Source organism: Paraconexibacter sp. AEG42_29, from assembly GCF_040581415.1.
Taxonomy (GTDB): domain Bacteria; phylum Actinomycetota; class Thermoleophilia; order Solirubrobacterales; family Solirubrobacteraceae; genus Paraconexibacter.
On sequence record NZ_CP114014.1, the window covers coordinates 590,069 to 608,511 of the forward strand.

The window sequence follows — 18,443 nt, forward strand, 5'->3', positions numbered from 1 at the left end:
ACCCGAGGCGGCCCGGTCCATACGTCTATCCTTCGTCTGAATGACATCATTCGCTGATCTCGGGTTGTCCGAGACCACGCTCGCAGCGCTGAAGGACGTCGGCTACGAGCAGCCCAGCCCCATCCAGGAGCAGTCGATCCCCCACATGCTCCAGGGGAAGGACATCATCGGCCAGGCCCAGACGGGGTCCGGCAAGACCGCAGCCTTCGGCCTGCCGATCGTCGAGTACGTCGATCCGAGCATCCAGGAGGTGCAGGCGCTCGTCCTCACGCCCACGCGCGAGCTCTGCATCCAGGTGACGCAGGCGATCCGCTCGTACGCGACCACCAAGGGCATCGACGTCGTCGCCGTCTTCGGCGGCGCGCCGATCCGCACGCAGCAGGCGCAGCTGAAGGCGGGCGGCCACGTCGTCGTCGGCACCGTCGGTCGCGTGAAGGACCTCATCTCGCGTCACTCGCTGGTGCTGCACGACTGCCGCTTCGTGGTCCTCGACGAGGCCGACGAGATGCTCGACCTCGGCTTCCTGGAGGACGTCGAGAAGATCCTCTCGCTCACGCCGAACTCCCGCCAGACCGCGCTCTTCAGCGCGACCATGCCGCCGCCGATCGCGAAGCTGGCGGACAACTACCTGTACGACCCGGTGCTCGTGAAGGTCAAGTCCGCGACGCTCACGGTCGACACCGTCGAGCAGTTCCGGATGGAGGTCAAGACCTCCGACAAGCCGGCCGCGCTCGTGGAGGTCCTGAAGGCGGAGCGTCCCGACCAGGCGATCGTCTTCGTCCGCACCAAGATCCGCTGCGACCAGCTCGGGAGGACCCTGAAGGACAAGGGGCTGAACGTGAAGGTCCTCCACGGCGACCTCTCGCAGGGCACCCGCGACGGCGTGATGCTCTCCTTCAAGGGCGGCCGCGTCCCGATCCTCGTCGCGACCGACGTCGCGGCCCGCGGCCTCGACATCTCGACTGTCACGCACGTCGTCAACTTCGACGTCCCGATCAGCCCGGACGTCTACGTGCACCGCATCGGCCGCACCGGCCGCGTCGGGCGCCAGGGCCGCGCGATCACGTTCGTCGAGCCCAAGCAGCAGCGCGAGCTGCTCGCGATCGAGGACCACATCTCGACCGAGCTGACGCAGTGGGCGCCCGGGGCCACCACGAAGGCCGCCAAGGTCGTCGAGGAGCCCAAGCGCCACACCAAGCCCGTCATCACGCGCGACGCCGACGAGCCGTACAAGCGCCTGATCGCGCGGGTCGGCAGCGCGCAGGGTGTCGAGGTGGCGGACGTCGTCGCCGCCGTGACCAAGGCGGCAGGCCTCACGGGCGAAGCCGTCCGCGACGTCCGCGTCCTGGCCCAGTTCACGCTGCTCAGCGTGCCGGCCGCCGAGGCCGAGCGCGTGGTGGTCGAGGCCGAGGGCACCGACGCCGGCGGCGTCCCGCTCTTCCTCGCCATCGCCGGCGGGTAGCCGCCGGCCGCGCCGGGCCCCGCCCGGCACCGTTCGTGGCGGGACCGCAACTGCCGGCCCGCGGGTACGTCTTTGGGATGACCGGCGCAGATATGCGACCCTGCTGACCAGCCTTTGTCGACCACCATGCACCCCAGCCAGACGCCGGCACCGGACGCCGGCGAGCCGACCGCCACGCAGCCCTGCGCAGCGTGCGGCACCCAGATGCTGCCCGAGCAGGACTGGTGCCTGAGCTGCGGCACGGCCGCGCCCGGTCGTCTGGGGCGGCGGCCCGGTGGCCGCGCGGTGGGCGCCGTCGCGGCGGCGACGCTCCTGCTCGTCCTGGTCGCGGTCCTGGCCGGCTACACCGCGCTGACCGACGATGCGAACGACGAGGCGGGACGGCTCGCCGGCCCGAGTGCGGCGCCGCTGCCCGGCCAGGCCGCGCAGATCCCGGACGGCCCCGCGCCCCCGGTGACCACGCCGCCGGCGACGACCCCGCCGGCCACGTCCACCCCGACCGCGTCCACGCCCACGACGACGCCCCCGGTTACGCCGGTCACGCCGGTCACGCCGGTGACCCCCGTCACGCCGGTCACCCCCGTCACCCCGACGACACCGGCGGCGACCACGCCGACCACGACCACCGGGACGACGACGACCGGCACCGGCACGACCACCGGGACGTCCACCAGCACGACGCCGGCCAAGGTGACGCTCACCGCGATCGAGATCAAGAAGGACGCCGTCGACAAGTACGACCCGACTGCTCGCATCTCGAACTCCGGCGACCCGGCCGACGCCCAGGACGGCGACGCGAAGACCGCATACACCGTGACGACGCCCGACGACGGCTTCCCGATGCAGGTCGGCGTCCTCATCGACCTCGAGAAGGCCCGCAACGTCAAGGAGATCAGCCTCGGCACCACGACTCCCGGCGGCCGCGTGGAGATCTACGGCGCGGTCGGCAGCGCGATCCCGGACGACATCCTCGACACGCGCTGGGAGCACGTGCAGTCGCGTTCCAAGGTCGACGCGAACAAGAAGTTCGGCAACAAGACGGGCGACGGCGTCGAGCGCATCCGCCTCCCCGGCCCCGGCGCCGTCGGGTCGCGCTTCCGCTACGTCCTGGTCTGGTTCACGACGCCGCCGACGAAGGGCCCGACGGTCAAGGTGACGGAAGTCAGCCTCAAGGGCTGACCCGCGACGCGGTGTACTAGCCTCGGGTCGGTACCCACACGCAGCACCGACACCGACCGAAAGGCCACCACATGTCCCAGGCCGTGATGAACACGACCGCTGGTCCGATCACCTTCGAGCTCTTCGACGCCGACGCGCCGAAGACCGTGCAGAACTTCAAGGACCTTGCCGGGAAGGGGTTCTACGACGGCCTCGCCTTCCACCGGATCATCAAGGACTTCATGATCCAGGGCGGCTGCCCGCAGGGCACCGGCACCGGCGGCCCCGGCTACACGTTCGAGGACGAGTTCAACGACCACAAGGTCGTCCGCGGCGCGCTCGCGATGGCGAACGCCGGCCCGAACACCAACGGCTCGCAGTTCTTCATTGTCACCGTCGACGCGGCGTCGTGGCTCGACGGCAAGCACACGGTCTTCGGCCAGGTCACCGACGGGATGGACGCGGTCGACGCGCTCGAGGCGCTGCCGACCGACGGTCGCGACAAGCCGAAGGAGCCGGCGGGCATCGAGACGGTCACGATCAGCGGGTAATTGGCGGTTTGCCACAAGGACGCCTTCGCGCGACTGGCTGATCAGCCAGTCGCGTCGGCTCTGCAGCGCATCCCCGCTAGTGTCTGACGGACTGTCGAAAACAGCTCCGTGAGACCTTGGAGAGGGAATCCGAATGGCAACCATCGAAGAGCAGGCCGCCCGCGACACCACGTCGTCCACCGACATCCCGGTCGAGAACCCGGCGACGGGCGAGGTCATCGCCCACGTCCCGGACCTCGGGGCCGAGGAGATCGCCGCGATGGCGGTCAAGGGCCGTGCTGCGCAGCCGGCGTGGGAGGCCATGGGCTTCGAGGGTCGTGGCCGCGTCCTGCTGAACATGCAGAAGTGGCTGACGGACAACGCCGAGCGCGTCATCCGCGTGGTCATGTCGGAGACCGGCAAGGCCTACGAGGACGCGCAGATGGCGGACTGGGGCTACGGCATCAGCGCCTTCGGGTTCTGGCCCAAGCACGCGCCCGAGTACCTGGCCGACGAGAACGTCAAGACGGCGGCCAAGCTGCTCGCCGGCAAGAAGCTCATCCTGCGCTACAAGCCGCTCGGCCTGATCGGCGTCATCGGGCCGTGGAACTACCCGCTCGCCAACTCCTTCGGCGACGCCGTCCCCGCGCTCGCCGCCGGTAACTCGGTGATCCTGAAGCCGTCGGAGATCACGCCGCTGACCTCGCAGCTCCTGCTCGAGGGCCTGCTCGAGTGCGGCGTCCCGGAGGGCGTCTTCCAAGTCGCGACCGGCCGCGGCGGCGCCGGCGCCGCGCTCGTCGACGAGGTCGACATGATCATGTTCACCGGCTCGACGGCGACCGGCAAGAAGGTCATGGCCAAGGCGGCCGAGACGCTGACCCCCGTGTCGCTCGAGCTCGGCGGCAAGGACCCGATGATCGTGATGGCCGACGCGGACCTCGACCGCGCCGCCAGCCACGCCGTCTACTACTCGATGTTCAACGGCGGCCAGACGTGCATCAGCGTCGAGCGCGTCTACGTCGAGGAGCCCGTCTACGACGAGTTCGTCGCCAAGGTCATGGAGAACATGAAGGGGCTGCGCAACGAGGTCTCCACCGGGCCGGGCGCGACCGACGTCGGCTCGATGACGTTCCCGCCGCAGGTCGACATCGTCGAGCGCCATGTCGAGGACGCGAAGGCCAAGGGGGCTAAGGTCCTCGCCGGCGGCAAGCGGGGCGACAAGGCCGGGTACTGGTACGAGCCCACCGTCCTGGTCGACGTCGACCACTCGATGGAGTGCATGACGCAGGAGACGTTCGGCCCGACGCTGCCGATCATGAAGGTCGCCGACACCGAGGAGGCGATCCGGATGGCGAACGACTCCCCGTACGGCCTGGCCGCGTCGGTCTTCAGCAAGGACGTCGTGCGCGGCGAGGCCGTCGCGCGCCGTATCGACGCCGGCGCGGTCTGCGTCAACGACGCGCTGATGAACTACATGGCGCTGGAGCTGCCGATGGGCGGCGCGAAGGCGTCCGGCCTCGGGTCGCGCCACGGCGCGGGCGGCATTCGGAAGTACTGCCAGCAGCAGGCGCTGCTCGTCAGCCGGCTGCACATGAAGCACGAGGTGCACATGTACCCGTACAAGAAGGGCACCACGAAGCTCCTGCAGCGTGTCTTCGCGCGGCTGAACGGCCGTCGCAAGTCTGCCTGACTGGCAACCGCCACAGGCACGGCACCGAAGGTTGTACGAGGGCCACAGGCAACTGTGGCCCTCGCCACGTAGCGTCGCGCCATGAGCGACCTCGAATTGGAAGGGCGGCTGGCGCACGTCACCGGCGCCGCCAGCGGCATCGGCTGGGCCATCGCCCAGCGGCTTGCTGCGGCAGGCGCCCGCGTGGCCATCAGCGACATGGATGCCGACGGGGCGGTGGCCCGTGCGGCCGAGCTCGGCGACGGCCATTTCGGCATCGGCGCCGACGTGCGGAACATGGAGCAGGTGACGGCGGCCATCGAGGCCTCCGTCGAGGCCCTCGGTGGCCTGGACCTGCTCGTGAACAACGCGGGCGTGGAGATCGGGAAGCCGATCGTCGAGACGGGCGAGGAGGAGTTCGCCTGGCTCATGGACATCAACGTCAACGGCGTCTTCCGCTGCACGAAGGCTGCTGTGCCCGCGCTCGCTGCGTCGGCCGCAGCCGGGAAGGACAGCGCGATCGTCAACATCGCGTCGCTCGCCGGCGTCGGCGGCGTCCCGCTGCTCGGCGCCTACTGCGCCTCGAAGGCCGCGGTCATCCGCTTCACCGAGGTCACGGCGATCGAGCTGCGCGAGGCCGGCGTCCGCGCGAACGCGGTCTGCCCCGCGTTCATCGACACGCCGATGGTCGAGCGCCTCGCCCCTGCGGTCGCCGCGATGACCGGTATGGAGTTCGGTGACGTCGTCGCGGTCAAGCAGGGTCGCTACGGCACGCTCGAGGAGGTCGCGGAGATCGTCGCGTTCCTCGGGTCCGACGAGGCCGCGTGGACCACGGGCTCGCACTATGTCCTTGACGGTGGACTCTCGGGAGGGCTGCTCTGATGGCCGCCAAGCTTGAAGGAAAGATCGCACTCATCACGGGTGCCGCGCAGGGCATCGGGCTGGCCGTCGCGACGCGCTACGCCGCGGAGGGCGCGACCGTCGTGCTCGCCGACATCGACGGCGACGCGGCGCAGGCCGCCGCCGAGAACATCGGCGGGTCCGCGTCGGCCATCACGGCGGACGCCGGGGACGAAGGGCAGACGGCCGCGCTGATCGCGGAGATCGTCGACCAGCACGGTGGCCTGGACATCGCGGTGGCCAACGCCGGCGTCGCGCTCGTGGCCCCGGCCGTGGGCATGTCGCTCGAGGACTGGCGCAAGGTCACCTCGATCAACCTCGACGGCGTCTTCCTGACGCTGACCCACGCCGCGGGCGCCATGGCCGCGAGCGGCGGCGGGGCGCTCATCACGATCGCCTCGGTGAGCGGGCAGGCCGGATCGCCGCTGATCGGCGCCTACGCGTCGGCGAAGGCGGGCGCGATCAACCTGACGCAGACGATCGCGGTCGAGATGCGCGATCACGGCATCCGCGCCAACGCGATCTGCCCGGGCTTCATCGACACCGACATGGTCAAGCCGCACAAGCAGACGTTCGCGGACGCGCTCGGCCTCGAGGCGATGGGCATCCCGGACTTCGACGCCTTCATCGGCATGAAGCAGGGCCGCTACGGCAAGGAAACGGAGGTCGCGGCGCTGGCGACGTTCCTGGCCGGCGACCGCGCCGGCTTCTGCACCGCCGGGGTCTACAACCTCGACGGCGGGCTGCGGGCCGGGCTGCTGTAGCTCCGACAAGCCTCGATCGGGTCGCGGGCGTGCAGGCCCGCGACCCCGAGGCGCGCGCCGACGGTCAGGCGTTGCCGCCGATCTCGTCGACCAGGCGCAGCAGGTCGAGAGGGCTGAAGGGCTTGGTCAGGAAGAGGTCGGCGCCCGCGTCCCGGGCCGCGCGCTCGCGCTCGGTGCCGGCGGCCGTGAGCATGACGATCGTCGTCGACTCCGAGCCGGGCAGCGCGCGCAGCTCCGCCGCGGCGGTGATGCCGTCCATGCGCGGCATGTTGACATCGAGGAAGACGATGGTCGGGGCGCTTGCGGTGGCGATCTCGAGCGCCTCCACGCCGTCCCCCGCTTCGACCAGGTCGAAGCCGGACACGTCCTCGAGCGTCGTCACGATCAGCTTGCGGATGAACGGATCGTCGTCGACGATCAGCACGCTGCGGGTCACTGGTGGGCCTCGGCGATCGCCTCGAGGGTGGAGTTCGGAAGCGCGGCGAACGCGGCGGCGGCGACCGGGTCGAACTGGCTGCCGTCCCCCTCCGCGATGATGACGCGGGCCTCGTCGAACGAGCGTCCGGGACGGTAGGGACGGTCGCTCGTCAGCGCGTCGAGGGTGTCGGCGACGGCGAACACACGGGCGGCCGGCGGGATGTCCTCGCCGGCCAGGCCGTCGGGGTAGCCGCGGCCGTCCCAGCGCTCGTGGTGGGAGCGCACGACGTCCTTCGCCTCGCCCAGGAAGTCGACGTCGCGCAGGATCTCCCACCCGACGACCGGGTGCAGCTCCATCAGGGAGCGCTCCCCGGGGGAGAGCGGCTCGGGCTTGAACAGGATGGCGTCGGCCACGGCGACCTTGCCGATGTCGTGCAGCAAGAACCCGAACTCGACCTGCGGGTCGTCGGCCAGCTTGAGCCCGGCCTGCCGCGCGATCGCCAGGCCGTACGCAGCGACGCGCTCGGCGTGCTTGCCCGTGTAGGCGTCTCGCGCCTCGACGGCGTTCGCCAGCGCGCGGACGGTCGCCACGTAGGACGCACGCAGCTGCTGCGCCCGCGCGCGCTCCTGCTTGAAGGTCTCGCGCAGGTCGGCGGCGTACCGCTCGAGCTGTCGTTCCTTCTCGGCCGCGAGCTTGTGCTGGCGATCGAGTTCCGCGCGCAGCTCGGCGAGCTCCGCGTCCCTGCTGTCTGCGCCCACGTGCCCCATCCCGGTCAATCTACCCCGAAACCCGAGGCGACTCCCCCATCACTTCGGCGCCGCGCCGTCGGGGAGCCCGCGGCTGGCGGCCGGGTCGAGCAGGCCGAGGATCACGGCCCCGACGTCGTCGAGCGACACCGCGTCCGCCGCGCCCGCGGGCAGGGCCGGGAGCGGGGCGGCCGGGTCCGTGGCGACGATCAGCGTGTGCGCGGTCCGGCGGCCGCGGAGATCCATCGCGGCGACGACCGCCGCCGCGTCGTCGAGGCCGGACTCCACGACGCCGACCTCGTAGAAGCTGGCCGCGCAGGCGGTGGCCGCCGCGCCGGCGTCCTCCACCCAGTCGTGGGCGACACCGAGGTCCTCCAGCGTCCGGCCGAGCCGCCAGCGCAGTTCCGGGCGAGCCGCGACGAGGACGCGGACGCGGCTGGCCAGCAGCGCCGCGCCGAGCGTGTCGACCAGCTGGTCGAGGTCGATCGGCTTGCCGACGACCCACTCGCCCGTGAGGGCCTCGCGGCCGCTGAAGACCGAGACGACGACCACCGGGAGCGAGGCCAGCGCGGCGTCGGCGCGGACCGTCCGCAGGACCTCCATCCCGCTCATGCCCGGCATCAGGATGTCGAGGGTCATCGCGTCGAAGCGCTCGGTCCGCAGCCGCTCCAGCGCCTCCGCGCCGCTCGGCACGGTGCGCACCAGGACCCCGAGCTCGCCGAGGCGCCGCGCCAGCAGCTCCGCGATCTCCCGCTCGTCCTCCACGACCAGGATCCGCTTGCCGCGCAGCGCCTGCCGGGCGACCTGCGGCCGGGTCATCTCCGTGGCGAACGGCAGGACGACCGTGAACGAGGTCCCCTGACCGAGTGCGGTCTCGATGTCGATGCGCCCGCCGTGCAGGTCGACCAGCGACTTGACGATGGCCAGGCCGAGGCCGGTGCCCTGTCCGTCGTCGCCCCCGCCCGCGCGGTAGAAGCGGTCGAAGACGTGCGCAGCGTCCTCGGGGGACATGCCCCGGCCGGTGTCGCCGACCGTGAGCGTGATGGTGTTTCCGGGCGCCCGGACACGCACGCCCAGGGTGCCGCCCTCGCCGGTGTAGAGGTGGGCGTTCGTCAGCAGGTTCGTGAGGACCTGCCGGATGCGCGCGGGGTCGACCACGGCGCGCGGCAGGTCGGCGGGGACGTCGATGTTCAGCGTCTGCGAGCGCTCCTGCAGGCGGGGGGCGAGCATCTCCGCGATCTCGCCGACCAGCTCCCCGAGGTCGGTCGGCCGCCGCTGGATCTCGACCGCGCCGGCCTCGACGCGGGCGACGTCGAGCAGGTCGGCGACGAGCTCGACCAGGCGGTCGGTGGAGACGCTGACGATCCGCAGGAACTCCTGCTGCCGCGGGCTCAGGCCGTCGGTGTCGCCCAGCAGCTCGACGAAGCCCTTGATCGAGGTCAGCGGGCTGCGGAGCTCGTGCGAGGCCGTGGCGACGAACTCGCTCTTCAGGCGCTCGAGGCGGGCGCGCTCGGAGACGTCGCGGACGGTCAGCACGTGCCCGTCGCCGTGCTCGAGCGGCGCGGCCGTGACGGCGACGGTACGGCCGCCGGACTCGGTCTCGACCTCGGCGGCGAGCGCCTGGTCCAGCGGGACGGGCAGCCGGCCGGCCCCGGGGCCCGACGTGCTCGTGCCGGGCGTGAGCTCGGGGAGGAGCTCGGTCGCGCGCGGGTTCGCAGCGGTGACGACGCCGCCTGAGTCCAGGATGACCAGCGCGTCGCCGAGCGACCGGATGGTGACATCCAGGCGGCGGCGCTCGGACTCCAGGCGCGAGGTCGCCGAGCGGACGTCGGCGGCCATCACGTTGAAGGAGCGCGCGAGGGTGCGCAGCTCCTCCGGTCCGTCCTCGGGGACGCTCACGTCGCTGCGGCCGTCGGCGAGCCGGCGGGACGCGGTGACCAGGCCGTCGAGCGGGCGCCGGACGGCGGCGACGAGCGCAGCGACGAGCGCGATGGCGACAAGCAGCGCGAGCCCGCCGCCGACCAGGATCGCCGTGAACGCACGGCGCGAGGCACGCTTGGCCTCGTCCCGCGCGGACGCGATGCGATCGTCCTGGCGGGAGGTCAGGCGGACCAGGGGCTCGCGGGCGGCCAGCGGGGCGCCGCGCGCGCCGGGGTTCTTGCGCAGGACCGCCTGCGCACGGTCGGCCCGGTCCAGGAAGTCGCGGCTGGCCGCGTCGCCGGCCGCGAGGGTCCGGGCGGCGGCGAGCGTCTGGTCGAACGCGTCCCGGGCGCGTGCCCGGCGCTCCGCGGCGGCGGCGCGGGCGGCAGCGGACCCGCCCGACGCACCGGCCGGGGTCAGGCGCAGGGTCGCCTCCTCGACGACGCCGGCAGCCAGGACGCGGCCCGCGGCGGTCTGCAGCTGCAGCGCGTCGGACAGGCTGTCCTCGTAGTCCTGCCGGGAGCCGTAGAGCGCCGCGACGCCGACGGCGGCGACGACCGCGAGGACGACCGTCAGGCCGAGCAGGGCCCCGCGGAGCGAGGCGGCGATGGACAGGCGGCGCATGCGCGTGAGCGACGGTACTGCGCGCTGGGCCACGGCGCCACGGATGGGGCTGCGCCTGCACCCGCGCGGGGGCCGCGGGTGGGGCGGCGCCTGCACCGGCGCGGGGGCCGCGGGAGTAGCCTGCGTCGCATGAGCTTCTGGCGCTCATGGGCGGGTTCGCTGATCGGTGCCTCGGGCGCCGCGCTCGCCGTGCCCGTGGCGCTCGTCCTGGTGGTCGTCGTGGCCGCGGCGATCAGCGGTGGTGGCGGTTTCGGCGGGCTCGCGCAGCTGACGCGGGGCCCGCAGATCCCCGGGGTGTCCGGCGCGTCTCCGCTCGCGGCGTCGCCGCTGGACGGCGGGCTGCCGACGCTTCCGAGCACGCCTCGCCCCCCGCGGACGGTGACGTCGGCGGCCACGCAGACGCGGACGCAGGCGACGACGAGCACCACCACGACGACGCCCACGACGTCGACCGAGACGAGCCCGACGACCACGACGACGACCACCACCACGACGCTGACGCCGACCGTCACGACCGTCGTGCCGACCACGCCGACGGTGACCCCGACGACGCCCACCACCCCGACGACCAGCGGCCGGCCGAACCCGCTGCGCGAGGTCGTGCGCACGGTCCAGGGCGTGGTCAAGACCCTGCCGATCGTGGGGCCGGCGGTCTCCGATGCGGTCGGGACCGTCGCCGACCTGATCCTGCCGCCGTTGCCGCGGGCCGCGCCGTCGTCCCCGTCGCCGGTCGTCGCGGCTCCTGCGCCCGCTCCGGTGCCCGTGGTCACCGCCGCCGGGGACGCCGCCGCCCCGTGAGCTCCGCGCTGGGCTTCATCGGCGGGACGCAGCTGGCGCCGCTCGAGCTCGGGCCGGCGACCATCTCCGGCTGTCTCTACGCACTCGGTGTGCAGCGCGTCGCGAGGACCAGCCGCGCGGTGCCGGGCTGGCGCCAGGCGTGCTTCTACGCCGGCCTCGTCCTGATCGTGGGGACGCTCACCTCGCCGCTCGCGGTCGCCGCCGACGAGCTCTTCTGGGCTCACATGGCCGAGCACCTGCTGCTGGCCGACCTCGGCGCGCTGCTGCTGGTCCTCGGTCTCACGGGACCGTTGCTCGCGCCGCTGCTGCGCGTGGGCTGGATCGACAAGCTGCGCGGCCTCTCGCACCCGCTCGTCGCGCTGCCGCTGTGGGCGCTGAACTTCGGCCTCTGGCACCTGCCGTACTTCCACGAGGCCGCCGTCCGTCATGACGGGACCCACGCGATCCAGCACCTGTGCTTCATCGCGTTCGGCGCGAACATGTGGATGGCGCTGTTCGGGCCGTTCCCCAAGCCGGCGTGGTTCGGGAACGGCTGGCAGATCGGATACATCCTGGCCGTGCGGATGGTCGGCGCGATCCTGGGCAACGTCTTCGTCTTCGGCGGCCAGGCGTTCTACGGCGTCTACCTGCCGGGCGAGCTGATGCACGGCATCAACCCGGACGCCGACCAGAACACGGCCGGCGCGATCATGATGGTGTGGGAGTCGGTGGTGACGCTGCTGCTGTTCGGCGCGGTGTTCTTCCAGGCGGCGCGGGAGTCGATCGAGCGGCAGGAGCTGATGGAGCTGGCCGCGCGGTCGGGGGTGGAGCTGACGGCGGACCGCGCGCGGCGGGCGGTGGCGGCGGGACGGGGTCCGGAGCTGCGGGCGCGGATCACGGCCGGCGGGTCGGCCCCGATCGCACCGAGTGATAGCTGACGCACGGACGGGTGCGCGTCAGCGGTCACTCGGCGTGCGGCTGGTGGGGGACCGGTGGCGCTGGGTGCTGCGGATCGTCGAGGATGGGCCCATGCGCGTCCACATCGCCGCGACTGCCGCTGCCGTCGTCGTACTCACGAGCGCCGCATCCGCGGCGGCCGCACCGACGCTCGTCGCCGTGGGGGAGGTCGCCCCGGGCGGGCGCCTGGAGGTCCGCGCGACCGGGCTGAAGGAGCCGTTCCGCGTCCAGGAACGTCGCGGGGACGCCTGGGTCGACCGCGGTCCCGTCGTCTACGGGACCGGGAAGCCGTCCCGGTTCCGCGCCCCCGACCGCGTCGGCCGGCTGCGGCTGCGGGCACGCGGCGGCGACGGTGTCGCGACGCCCAGCCGCGACGTGCGCGTCCGGCCGCTGACGCTGGCGGCGGTGGGGGACATCAACCTCGGCGACGGTCCGGGCGCTGCGATCGAGCGGTTCGGCGCGGCCTACCCGTGGACGAGCGTCGGGCCGCGGCTGAAGGCGGCGGACCTCGCGTTCGGCAACCTGGAGTGCGCGGTCTCGAACCGGGGCGTGCAGCAGGACAAGACGTTCACGTTCCGCGGGCGGCCTTCGTCGCTCACCGCGCTCGCACGTCTGAGCGGACTCGACGTCCTGAACCTCGCCAACAACCACTCCGGGGACTTCGGGACGACCGCCCTGCTGGACACGCTGCGGGGCATCCGCGCGAACGGGATGCAGCCGGTCGGGGCCGGATCGAACGAGTCGCAGGCCTACCGGGCCGTCGTCGTCGAACGCCTGGGCCTGAAGGTCGCGTTCGTCGGCTTCGACGCCATCGAGCCGTTCGCGTTCCGCGCGGTCGGCGGGCGGCCCGGCAACGCTTGGGCGTTCCCGTCCCGGGTGCGCAGCAGCGTGCGCGCCGCGGCGGCGCAGGCGGACGTCGTCATCGCCACGTTCCACTGGGGCATCGAGCGGGTCTTCACGGAGAACGCCTCGCAGCGCGCGCTCGCGCAGACCGCGTTCGCGGCCGGCGCCACGGCGGTCATCGGCGCGCACCCCCACGTGCTGCAGCCGATCCGCCGTCCCCGACCGGGCCGGCTCGTCGCCTACAGCCTGGGCAACTTCGTCTTCACGCCGCGCTCGGCGGGGACCGAGCGGACGGGCATCCTGACGCTGAAGCTCGGCGCGGGCCGGGTCCTGGGCGACGCGTTCGCGCCGGCGCGGATCGTGGGTTCCCGCCCGATCCTGCGCGGCTGAGCGGCGCGCCCCCGGCCTCCCCAGCCCCGGAGGCCCCGGCCCCGGCCTCGTCCGTCTGACGACCAGTTCTGGTCGCGGTGACGACCAAAATTGGTCGTCAGACGGGAGGGGGTCAGGCCGTGAAGGCCGCGAACGCCTCGTCCAGCGCCGCGAGCGTCGTCGCGTTGTCCACGTGGTGCACCGTGTGGATCCCCAGCGCCCGCGCCGGCTTCAGGTTCCCGCGCAGGTCGTCCACGAAGACCAGCTGATCGGCCGGCAGGCCCATCCGCTCGACCGCGACCTCGTAGATCCCCGGCTCCGGCTTGCGTACGTCCAGCTCACCCGAGATCACGAGGACGTCGAACAGCTTCGTCAGCTGATCGGCCGGGTAGGTCGCCGTCCCCCACGAGTTCGAGAGCAGCCCGGTCTTCACCCCGGCGGCACGTAGTCGCTCGACCGCGTCGAGCAGCTCGACGTTCGGGCCCATCCCGCCGAACAGGCGCCCGATCAGGCCGGCCGGTTCGGCCACGCCCAGGACGGCGGCGAACCGCGCCTCGAAGTCGGCGTCGGCCAGTCGGCCGCGCTCGAAGTCGCCCAGAAGCTCGCGCGCGGCCGGGTCCTTCATGAACAGGTCGCGGACGGTGTCCGCGTGCAGTCCCTCGGCCACGCAGAAGGCGGAGAACGACGCGAAGATGTCCGTCGTCATCACGCCGCCCCAGTCCATCAGCAGGCCGGACCGGGGGGTGACCGCGGCAGCGGCAGGAGGATCAAGGGGCACCGAGCGCCACCTCCTCCGCGCGGTTCGCGAGGTCGACGACGCCGTCCCCGAACGACTTCAGGAACGGGTCGTCGCTCGCGCCCGAGATAGCCCGCTTGTAGTTGCCCTCCATGAACACGATCGCCTTCCAGAGCGCGAGCGCCAGGTACCAGCGCGCGTCGCTCATCGACCGGCCCGACCCCTCCTCGTAGCGGGCGACGAGCTCCTCGCGGGTCGGGAAGCCCTCCGCGCGCGTGACCGTGTTGAGCGACGCCATCCCCGTGTCCGGGTCGCCGGCCTGCGACCACATCATGCAGAGGTAGCCGACGTCCGCCAGCGGGTCGCCGATCGTCGACATCTCCCAGTCGAAGATCGCGTTGCAGCGGGACGGGGACTCGCGCTCGAACATCACGTTGCCCAGGCGGAAGTCGCCGTGGACGATCGTCGCCGGGCCGCTGTCCGGCAGGTTCGACGTCAGCCAGTCCGCGACCCGCTCGACCGCCGGGATCTCGCGCGTCTTGTTGTGGTCCCAGAGCCCGAGGAAGCGGCGCACCTGGCGTTCCAGGTAGCCGGTCGGCTTGCCGAACCCCTCCAGGCCCGCCGCCTGCCAGTCGACCGCATGCAGCTCGACCAGCGCGTCCACGAGCTCCTCGCCCATCCGGCGGCGGTCGGCCGGCGTGTCGAGCGCGGCGGGGACCTCGGTGGTGATGACCTCACCGTCGACGTGCTCCATCACGAAGAACGGCGCGCCGATGATCGACGTGTCGTCGCCCACCGCCAGGACGTTCGGGGACCGCACCGGCGTGGGCGCCACCGCGCTGAGCACCCGCGCCTCGCGCAGCATGTCGTGGGCGGAGGGCGGCAGGGGGCCGCGCGGCGGGCGGCGCAGGACGAACTGCGCGCCGCCGCGCGACACGGCGTACGTGACGTTCGAGTGGCCGTCGCCGATCGGGACGATCTGCGGCTCGGCGTCCCCCTCACCCAGGCCGTTCGCGTCGAGGAACGCCAGCAGCGGGTCGAGGACCAGCAGCGGCTCCCGCGCGCCCTCGGCGACCTCCTCGCGGGTCCGGACGATGTCGTCGGGTGCGATCTCGTGGCTCATGCGTTACCCCAGGTCTCCTGTTGCGGCGGTGGCGGACTGTCCCTGCATCGCGAGCTTCAGGCACTCGCGGGCGATGACCATGCGGTGGACCTCGGACGCGCCGTCGTAGATCCGGGCCGCACGCGCATCCTGGTACCAGCGGGCGATCGGCAGGTCGGTCGCGATGCCGGCCGCCCCGTGGATCTGGACGGCGCGGTCGACGATCCGGCCGAACGCCTCGGACACGAACGTCTTCGTCATGGCGATCTCCTGCCGGTGGGGCAGGCCGTTCTCGACCTTCCACGCGGTGTGCAGCACCATCAGCCGGGAGGCGTAGAGGTCCATCGCGCTGTCGGCGATCATGAACTGCAGGCCCTGGTGGCGGGCGAGCTCCTTGCCGAACGCCTTGCGCTCGAGCAGCCGCTGCGACGTGAGGTCCAGCGCGCGCTGCGAGACGCCGATCCAGCGCATCGCGTGCGCCAGCCGCCCGCCGGCCAGGCGCTTCTGCGCGATGACGAAGCCCGCGCCCTCGTCGCCCAGCAGGTTGCCCACCGGGACGCGGACGTCGGTCAGCGTGACGATCGGGTGCCCGCCGGGGGAGTGCGAGCCCATCCAGCCGGGGTGACGCTCAATCGCCCACCCCGGCGTGTCGCACGGGACGAGGATCAGCGAGTAGTCGCGGTGCGTCGCGGGCTCGGAGGACCCGGTCTTGGCGACGACGATCGCGAACGCCGCGCCCTCGGCCCCGGTGATGCACCACTTGCGGCCGTTGATGACCCACTCGTCGCCGTCCCGGACTGCCGTCGTCTGCAGGTTCGTCGGGTCGCTCGACGCGACGTCCGGCTCGGTCATGGCGAAGCACGACCGCGTCCGGCCGTCGGCGAGCGGGCGCAGGAACTCCTCGAGCTGGTCGGGCCTTCCGGCGATCAGCAGCGTGTGCATGTTGCCCTCGTCCGGGGCCATCGCGTTCAGGCCCAGCGAGGCGAGGCCGGACACGCCGCAGGCCTGGTTGATCAGCGACATGCCCAGGATGCCGACGCCGAGGCCGCCCCACTCCTCCGGCAGGTGGGGGGTGTAGATGCCGCGCTCGCGGGCCTTGTCGCGCAGCCGCTCGACGACGTCCCAGTCCTTCAGGATGTCGTCCGGGTCGGTGATCTCGAGCTCGGCCGGGAGGACGTCCTCCTGGATGAACGCGTCGATCCGGGCGAGCAGCTCCTGCAGCTCGGCGGGGATCGTGAAGTCGATCGTCCCCGTGGTGGGCGGGACGGCGGTGGGACTGCTCATGGGGTGATCATCTCCTGGATCAGGGAACGGAATCCGGCAACCCAGCGACGTTGCGTCGCGGCCGGTTCGAGCTGCTGGACGAGGAAGCCCTCGAGGGCGGCGTTGACGGTCAGCCCGAGCGCCTCCGCGTCAAGATCGGACCGGATCGAGCCGTCGCGCTGACCCAGCTGCGCCAGCCCGATCATGTGCTCGCGCTGGCGCTGCTGCACCCGGCGGGCGACCTCGACGAGGGCGGGACGGCTGGTTCCGGCCTGCAGGTGCAGCTGGGTCAGCAGGCCGTAGAAGGGGGTGCGGCTGGTGTACAGGCGGGTGCTCGAGTCGATCAGCGCGAGCAGCCGCTCGGCGCCGGTTCCGGACTGGCTCGCGTCCACCACACGGGCGGCGTGGCGCCGGATCGCCTCGCGGTAGACGGCGTCCACCAGCCCGTCCTTTGAGCCGAAGTGGTGGTAGAGCGCGCCCTTCGAGACGCCGGCGTCGGCGGCGACCTGGTCGAAGCTCGCACCCGGGCCGTCGGCGGCGAAGCGCTCGATCGCGGCGTCGATGAGCCGCAGCCGCGTCTGCTCCGCGGCGGTGGCGCGTGCGGTGGGCTGGCCGGTTGGCATACCTACGCAAAGGTATGCGAAATAGGAGGTTCCCCGCAACCTCGGGGTGCTTTTCGGTGTCTATAGGGCAACACCTCACGAGACCGGCATCGCGAACCACCCCTCCGCGTGTCGTCTGTTCGTCGTCCCTCACCCCTTCGCTGGAGGCTGGTCCGCATCCCACGCATGTCGAAGTCCTTGCTGTCCCTGCTCATCGTCGCTGTGGCGGCGATCGGTCTGTACGCCGCCCCTGCGCAGGCGTCCCGCAACCAGCTCGTCATGTTCGAGGCCCCGGCCGAGCTGAAGGACCCGGCCACCCGGGACGCGGCGTTCGCGCGGCTGGATGCGCTCGGCGTCAACTCGCTGCGGGTCGTCATGTACTGGCGTGACGTCTCGCCCGGGCCGAACGACCGCAACCAGCCGGACTTCGACACCACGGACCCCGCGGCGGGCTACAACTGGACCCAGTTCGACCCGATCTTCGAGGCCGCCGAACAGCGCAAGTGGCCCGTCCTGCTGACCGTGTCCGGTCCCGTCCCCAAGTGGGCGACCCGCAGCCGCAACGACAACCTCACGCGCCCGGATCCCAACAAGTTCGCGCAGTTCATGACCGCCGTCGGGCGCAAGTACGGCGACCGCGTCGCCTACTGGTCGATCTGGAACGAGCCGAACCACCCAGCCTTCCTCAAGCCGCAGTACGTCAACAAGAAGCCGGTGTCGCCCGACCTCTACCGCGACCTCTTCGACGGCGCGCTCAAGGGCCTGAAGTCGGCCAAGGTCGACAAGCCGCAGGTCCTCTTCGGCGAGACCGCGCCGACCGGCACGAGCAAGGACGTGGCGCCGCTCACGTTCCTGCGGCAGGCGCTGTGCCTGTCGGAGTCCTACAAGAAGCTCAGCTCGAAGTGCGCGAAGCTGCCGATCGCCGGCTACGCCCACCACGCGTACACCCCGAAGGCCGGGCCGAACTTCAAGGCGACCGGACCGAACAACGTCTTCATCGGCGTGCTCGACCGGCTCACGACCGCCCTCGACCGGGCGGCCCGCGCCGGCGCCATCTCCCCGAACCGGCCCGTGTTCCTGACCGAGTTCGGGATCCAGTCCGAGCCGGACAAGATCCAAGGCGTCCCGCTCCAGCAGCAGGCCGAGTACCGCTCGATCAGCGAGCGGATCGCCTACGACAACAAGCGCGTCAAGACGTTCTCGCAGTACCTGCTGAAGGACGACCAGCCGCGGCAGCCGCCGGCGTCCATGTACGGCGGCTTCGAGACGGGCCTGATGACGGCCGCCGGCAAGGAGAAGCCGTCGTACGACGGCTTCCGCCTCGCGCTCGCCGCCACGCGCCGGAGCTCGCGGTCGGCGTCCGTGTGGGGCCTGGTCCGCCCGGCCCGCGCGGCGGGATCGGCCACGCTGGAATACCGAAACGGCGCGTCCGGGGCGTTCAAGAAGCTGCGGACGGTCAGCTACAACCGGCTCGGGTTCTTCCGGGTCACCGCGACCTACAGCAAGGGCCGCCAGTACCGGCTGACCTGGACGAACGCCGACGGCAAGGTGCTGCGCGGGTCGCCGACCCGGGCCTACGACTTCTGAGGATCGTGGCGGTGAG

The 18,443-nt window shown here is 72.1% G+C and carries 17 protein-coding genes; 10 read left to right on the top strand and 7 right to left on the bottom strand.

The genetic code is table 11. The features are described from left to right. Nucleotides 1-40 precede the first annotated feature (40 nt). From DSM112329_RS02820 to DSM112329_RS02845, 6 genes are all read left to right on the top strand, one after another. Entirely contained in the window at nucleotides 41-1,462 is a 1,422-nt protein-coding gene (locus DSM112329_RS02820) for a DEAD/DEAH box helicase (protein WP_354700292.1), read from the top strand. Between the two features lie 126 nt (nucleotides 1,463-1,588). Next, the gene (locus DSM112329_RS02825) at nucleotides 1,589-2,641 is read left to right on the top strand and encodes a hypothetical protein (RefSeq protein ID WP_354700293.1); all 1,053 of its coding nucleotides are present in this window, start codon (nucleotides 1,589-1,591) and stop codon (nucleotides 2,639-2,641) included. A gap of 71 nt (nucleotides 2,642-2,712) precedes the next feature. Beyond that, a complete protein-coding gene (locus DSM112329_RS02830) occupies nucleotides 2,713-3,171 on the top strand; it encodes a peptidylprolyl isomerase (RefSeq protein WP_354700294.1) in 459 nt (152 codons plus the stop codon). 133 nt (nucleotides 3,172-3,304) lie between these two features. Beyond that, nucleotides 3,305-4,840, top strand: coding sequence for an aldehyde dehydrogenase family protein (locus tag DSM112329_RS02835; RefSeq protein WP_354700295.1), 1,536 nt, complete (start codon nucleotides 3,305-3,307; stop codon nucleotides 4,838-4,840). An 81-nt stretch (nucleotides 4,841-4,921) separates the two neighbouring features. Further along, nucleotides 4,922-5,701: an SDR family oxidoreductase gene (locus tag DSM112329_RS02840; RefSeq protein ID WP_354700296.1), complete on the top strand. Its 780-nt coding sequence runs from the start codon at nucleotides 4,922-4,924 to the stop codon at nucleotides 5,699-5,701. Next, nucleotides 5,701-6,483: an SDR family NAD(P)-dependent oxidoreductase gene (locus DSM112329_RS02845; RefSeq protein ID WP_354700297.1), complete on the top strand. Its 783-nt coding sequence runs from the start codon at nucleotides 5,701-5,703 to the stop codon at nucleotides 6,481-6,483. The genes DSM112329_RS02840 and DSM112329_RS02845 overlap by 1 nt, the downstream gene beginning before the upstream one ends. 64 nt (nucleotides 6,484-6,547) lie before the next feature. Here DSM112329_RS02845 and DSM112329_RS02850 read toward each other — a convergent pair whose 3' ends face one another. The 3 genes from DSM112329_RS02850 to DSM112329_RS02860 are packed head-to-tail and all read right to left on the bottom strand — an operon-like array spanning nucleotide 6,548 to nucleotide 10,191. Further along, a complete protein-coding gene (locus tag DSM112329_RS02850) occupies nucleotides 6,548-6,919 on the bottom strand; it encodes a response regulator (RefSeq protein ID WP_354700298.1) in 372 nt (123 codons plus the stop codon). Then, complete coding sequence (locus DSM112329_RS02855) at nucleotides 6,916-7,668, bottom strand: HD domain-containing phosphohydrolase (RefSeq protein WP_354700299.1); 753 nt, start codon at nucleotides 7,666-7,668, stop codon at nucleotides 6,916-6,918. Before DSM112329_RS02855 ends, DSM112329_RS02850 begins: the two co-directional genes overlap by 4 nt. Before the next feature lie 39 nt (nucleotides 7,669-7,707). Further along, complete coding sequence (locus tag DSM112329_RS02860; protein WP_354700300.1) at nucleotides 7,708-10,191, bottom strand: ATP-binding protein; 2,484 nt, start codon at nucleotides 10,189-10,191, stop codon at nucleotides 7,708-7,710. A 129-nt stretch (nucleotides 10,192-10,320) separates the two neighbouring features. On the opposite strand from DSM112329_RS02860, the gene DSM112329_RS02865 reads away from it, so the two are divergent. From DSM112329_RS02865 to DSM112329_RS02875, 3 genes are all read left to right on the top strand, one after another. Beyond that, entirely contained in the window at nucleotides 10,321-10,989 is a 669-nt protein-coding gene (locus tag DSM112329_RS02865) for a hypothetical protein (protein ID WP_354700301.1), read from the top strand. Then, nucleotides 10,986-11,906 (top strand): cytochrome c oxidase assembly protein, encoded by a 921-nt coding sequence (locus DSM112329_RS02870; RefSeq protein WP_354700302.1) that lies wholly within the window; start codon nucleotides 10,986-10,988, stop codon nucleotides 11,904-11,906. The genes DSM112329_RS02865 and DSM112329_RS02870 overlap by 4 nt, the downstream gene beginning before the upstream one ends. A gap of 91 nt (nucleotides 11,907-11,997) precedes the next feature. Further along, nucleotides 11,998-13,158, top strand: a complete 1,161-nt coding sequence (locus tag DSM112329_RS02875) for a CapA family protein (protein ID WP_354700303.1) — start codon at nucleotides 11,998-12,000, stop codon at nucleotides 13,156-13,158. A gap of 112 nt (nucleotides 13,159-13,270) precedes the next feature. On the opposite strand, the gene DSM112329_RS02880 is transcribed toward DSM112329_RS02875, so the two are convergent. From DSM112329_RS02880 to DSM112329_RS02895, 4 genes are read right to left on the bottom strand one after another with little or no spacing between them, the layout of a single operon-like run. After that, nucleotides 13,271-13,915: an HAD family phosphatase gene (locus tag DSM112329_RS02880; RefSeq protein WP_354700304.1), complete on the bottom strand. Its 645-nt coding sequence runs from the start codon at nucleotides 13,913-13,915 to the stop codon at nucleotides 13,271-13,273. Further along, nucleotides 13,905-14,996: a phosphotransferase family protein gene (locus DSM112329_RS02885; protein ID WP_354700305.1), complete on the bottom strand. Its 1,092-nt coding sequence runs from the start codon at nucleotides 14,994-14,996 to the stop codon at nucleotides 13,905-13,907. Before DSM112329_RS02885 ends, DSM112329_RS02880 begins: the two co-directional genes overlap by 11 nt. Nucleotides 14,997-14,999: 3 nt before the next feature. Continuing rightward, nucleotides 15,000-16,259, bottom strand: a complete 1,260-nt coding sequence (locus DSM112329_RS02890) for an acyl-CoA dehydrogenase family protein (RefSeq protein WP_354700306.1) — start codon at nucleotides 16,257-16,259, stop codon at nucleotides 15,000-15,002. Further along, entirely contained in the window at nucleotides 16,256-16,861 is a 606-nt protein-coding gene (locus DSM112329_RS02895) for a TetR/AcrR family transcriptional regulator (protein ID WP_354700307.1), read from the bottom strand. Before DSM112329_RS02895 ends, DSM112329_RS02890 begins: the two co-directional genes overlap by 4 nt. 165 nt (nucleotides 16,862-17,026) lie before the next feature. Here DSM112329_RS02895 and DSM112329_RS02900 point away from each other — a divergent pair, with 165 nt between their 5' ends. Then, nucleotides 17,027-18,427 (top strand): hypothetical protein, encoded by a 1,401-nt coding sequence (locus DSM112329_RS02900; protein WP_354700308.1) that lies wholly within the window; start codon nucleotides 17,027-17,029, stop codon nucleotides 18,425-18,427. Nucleotides 18,428-18,443: the final 16 nt, after the last annotated feature.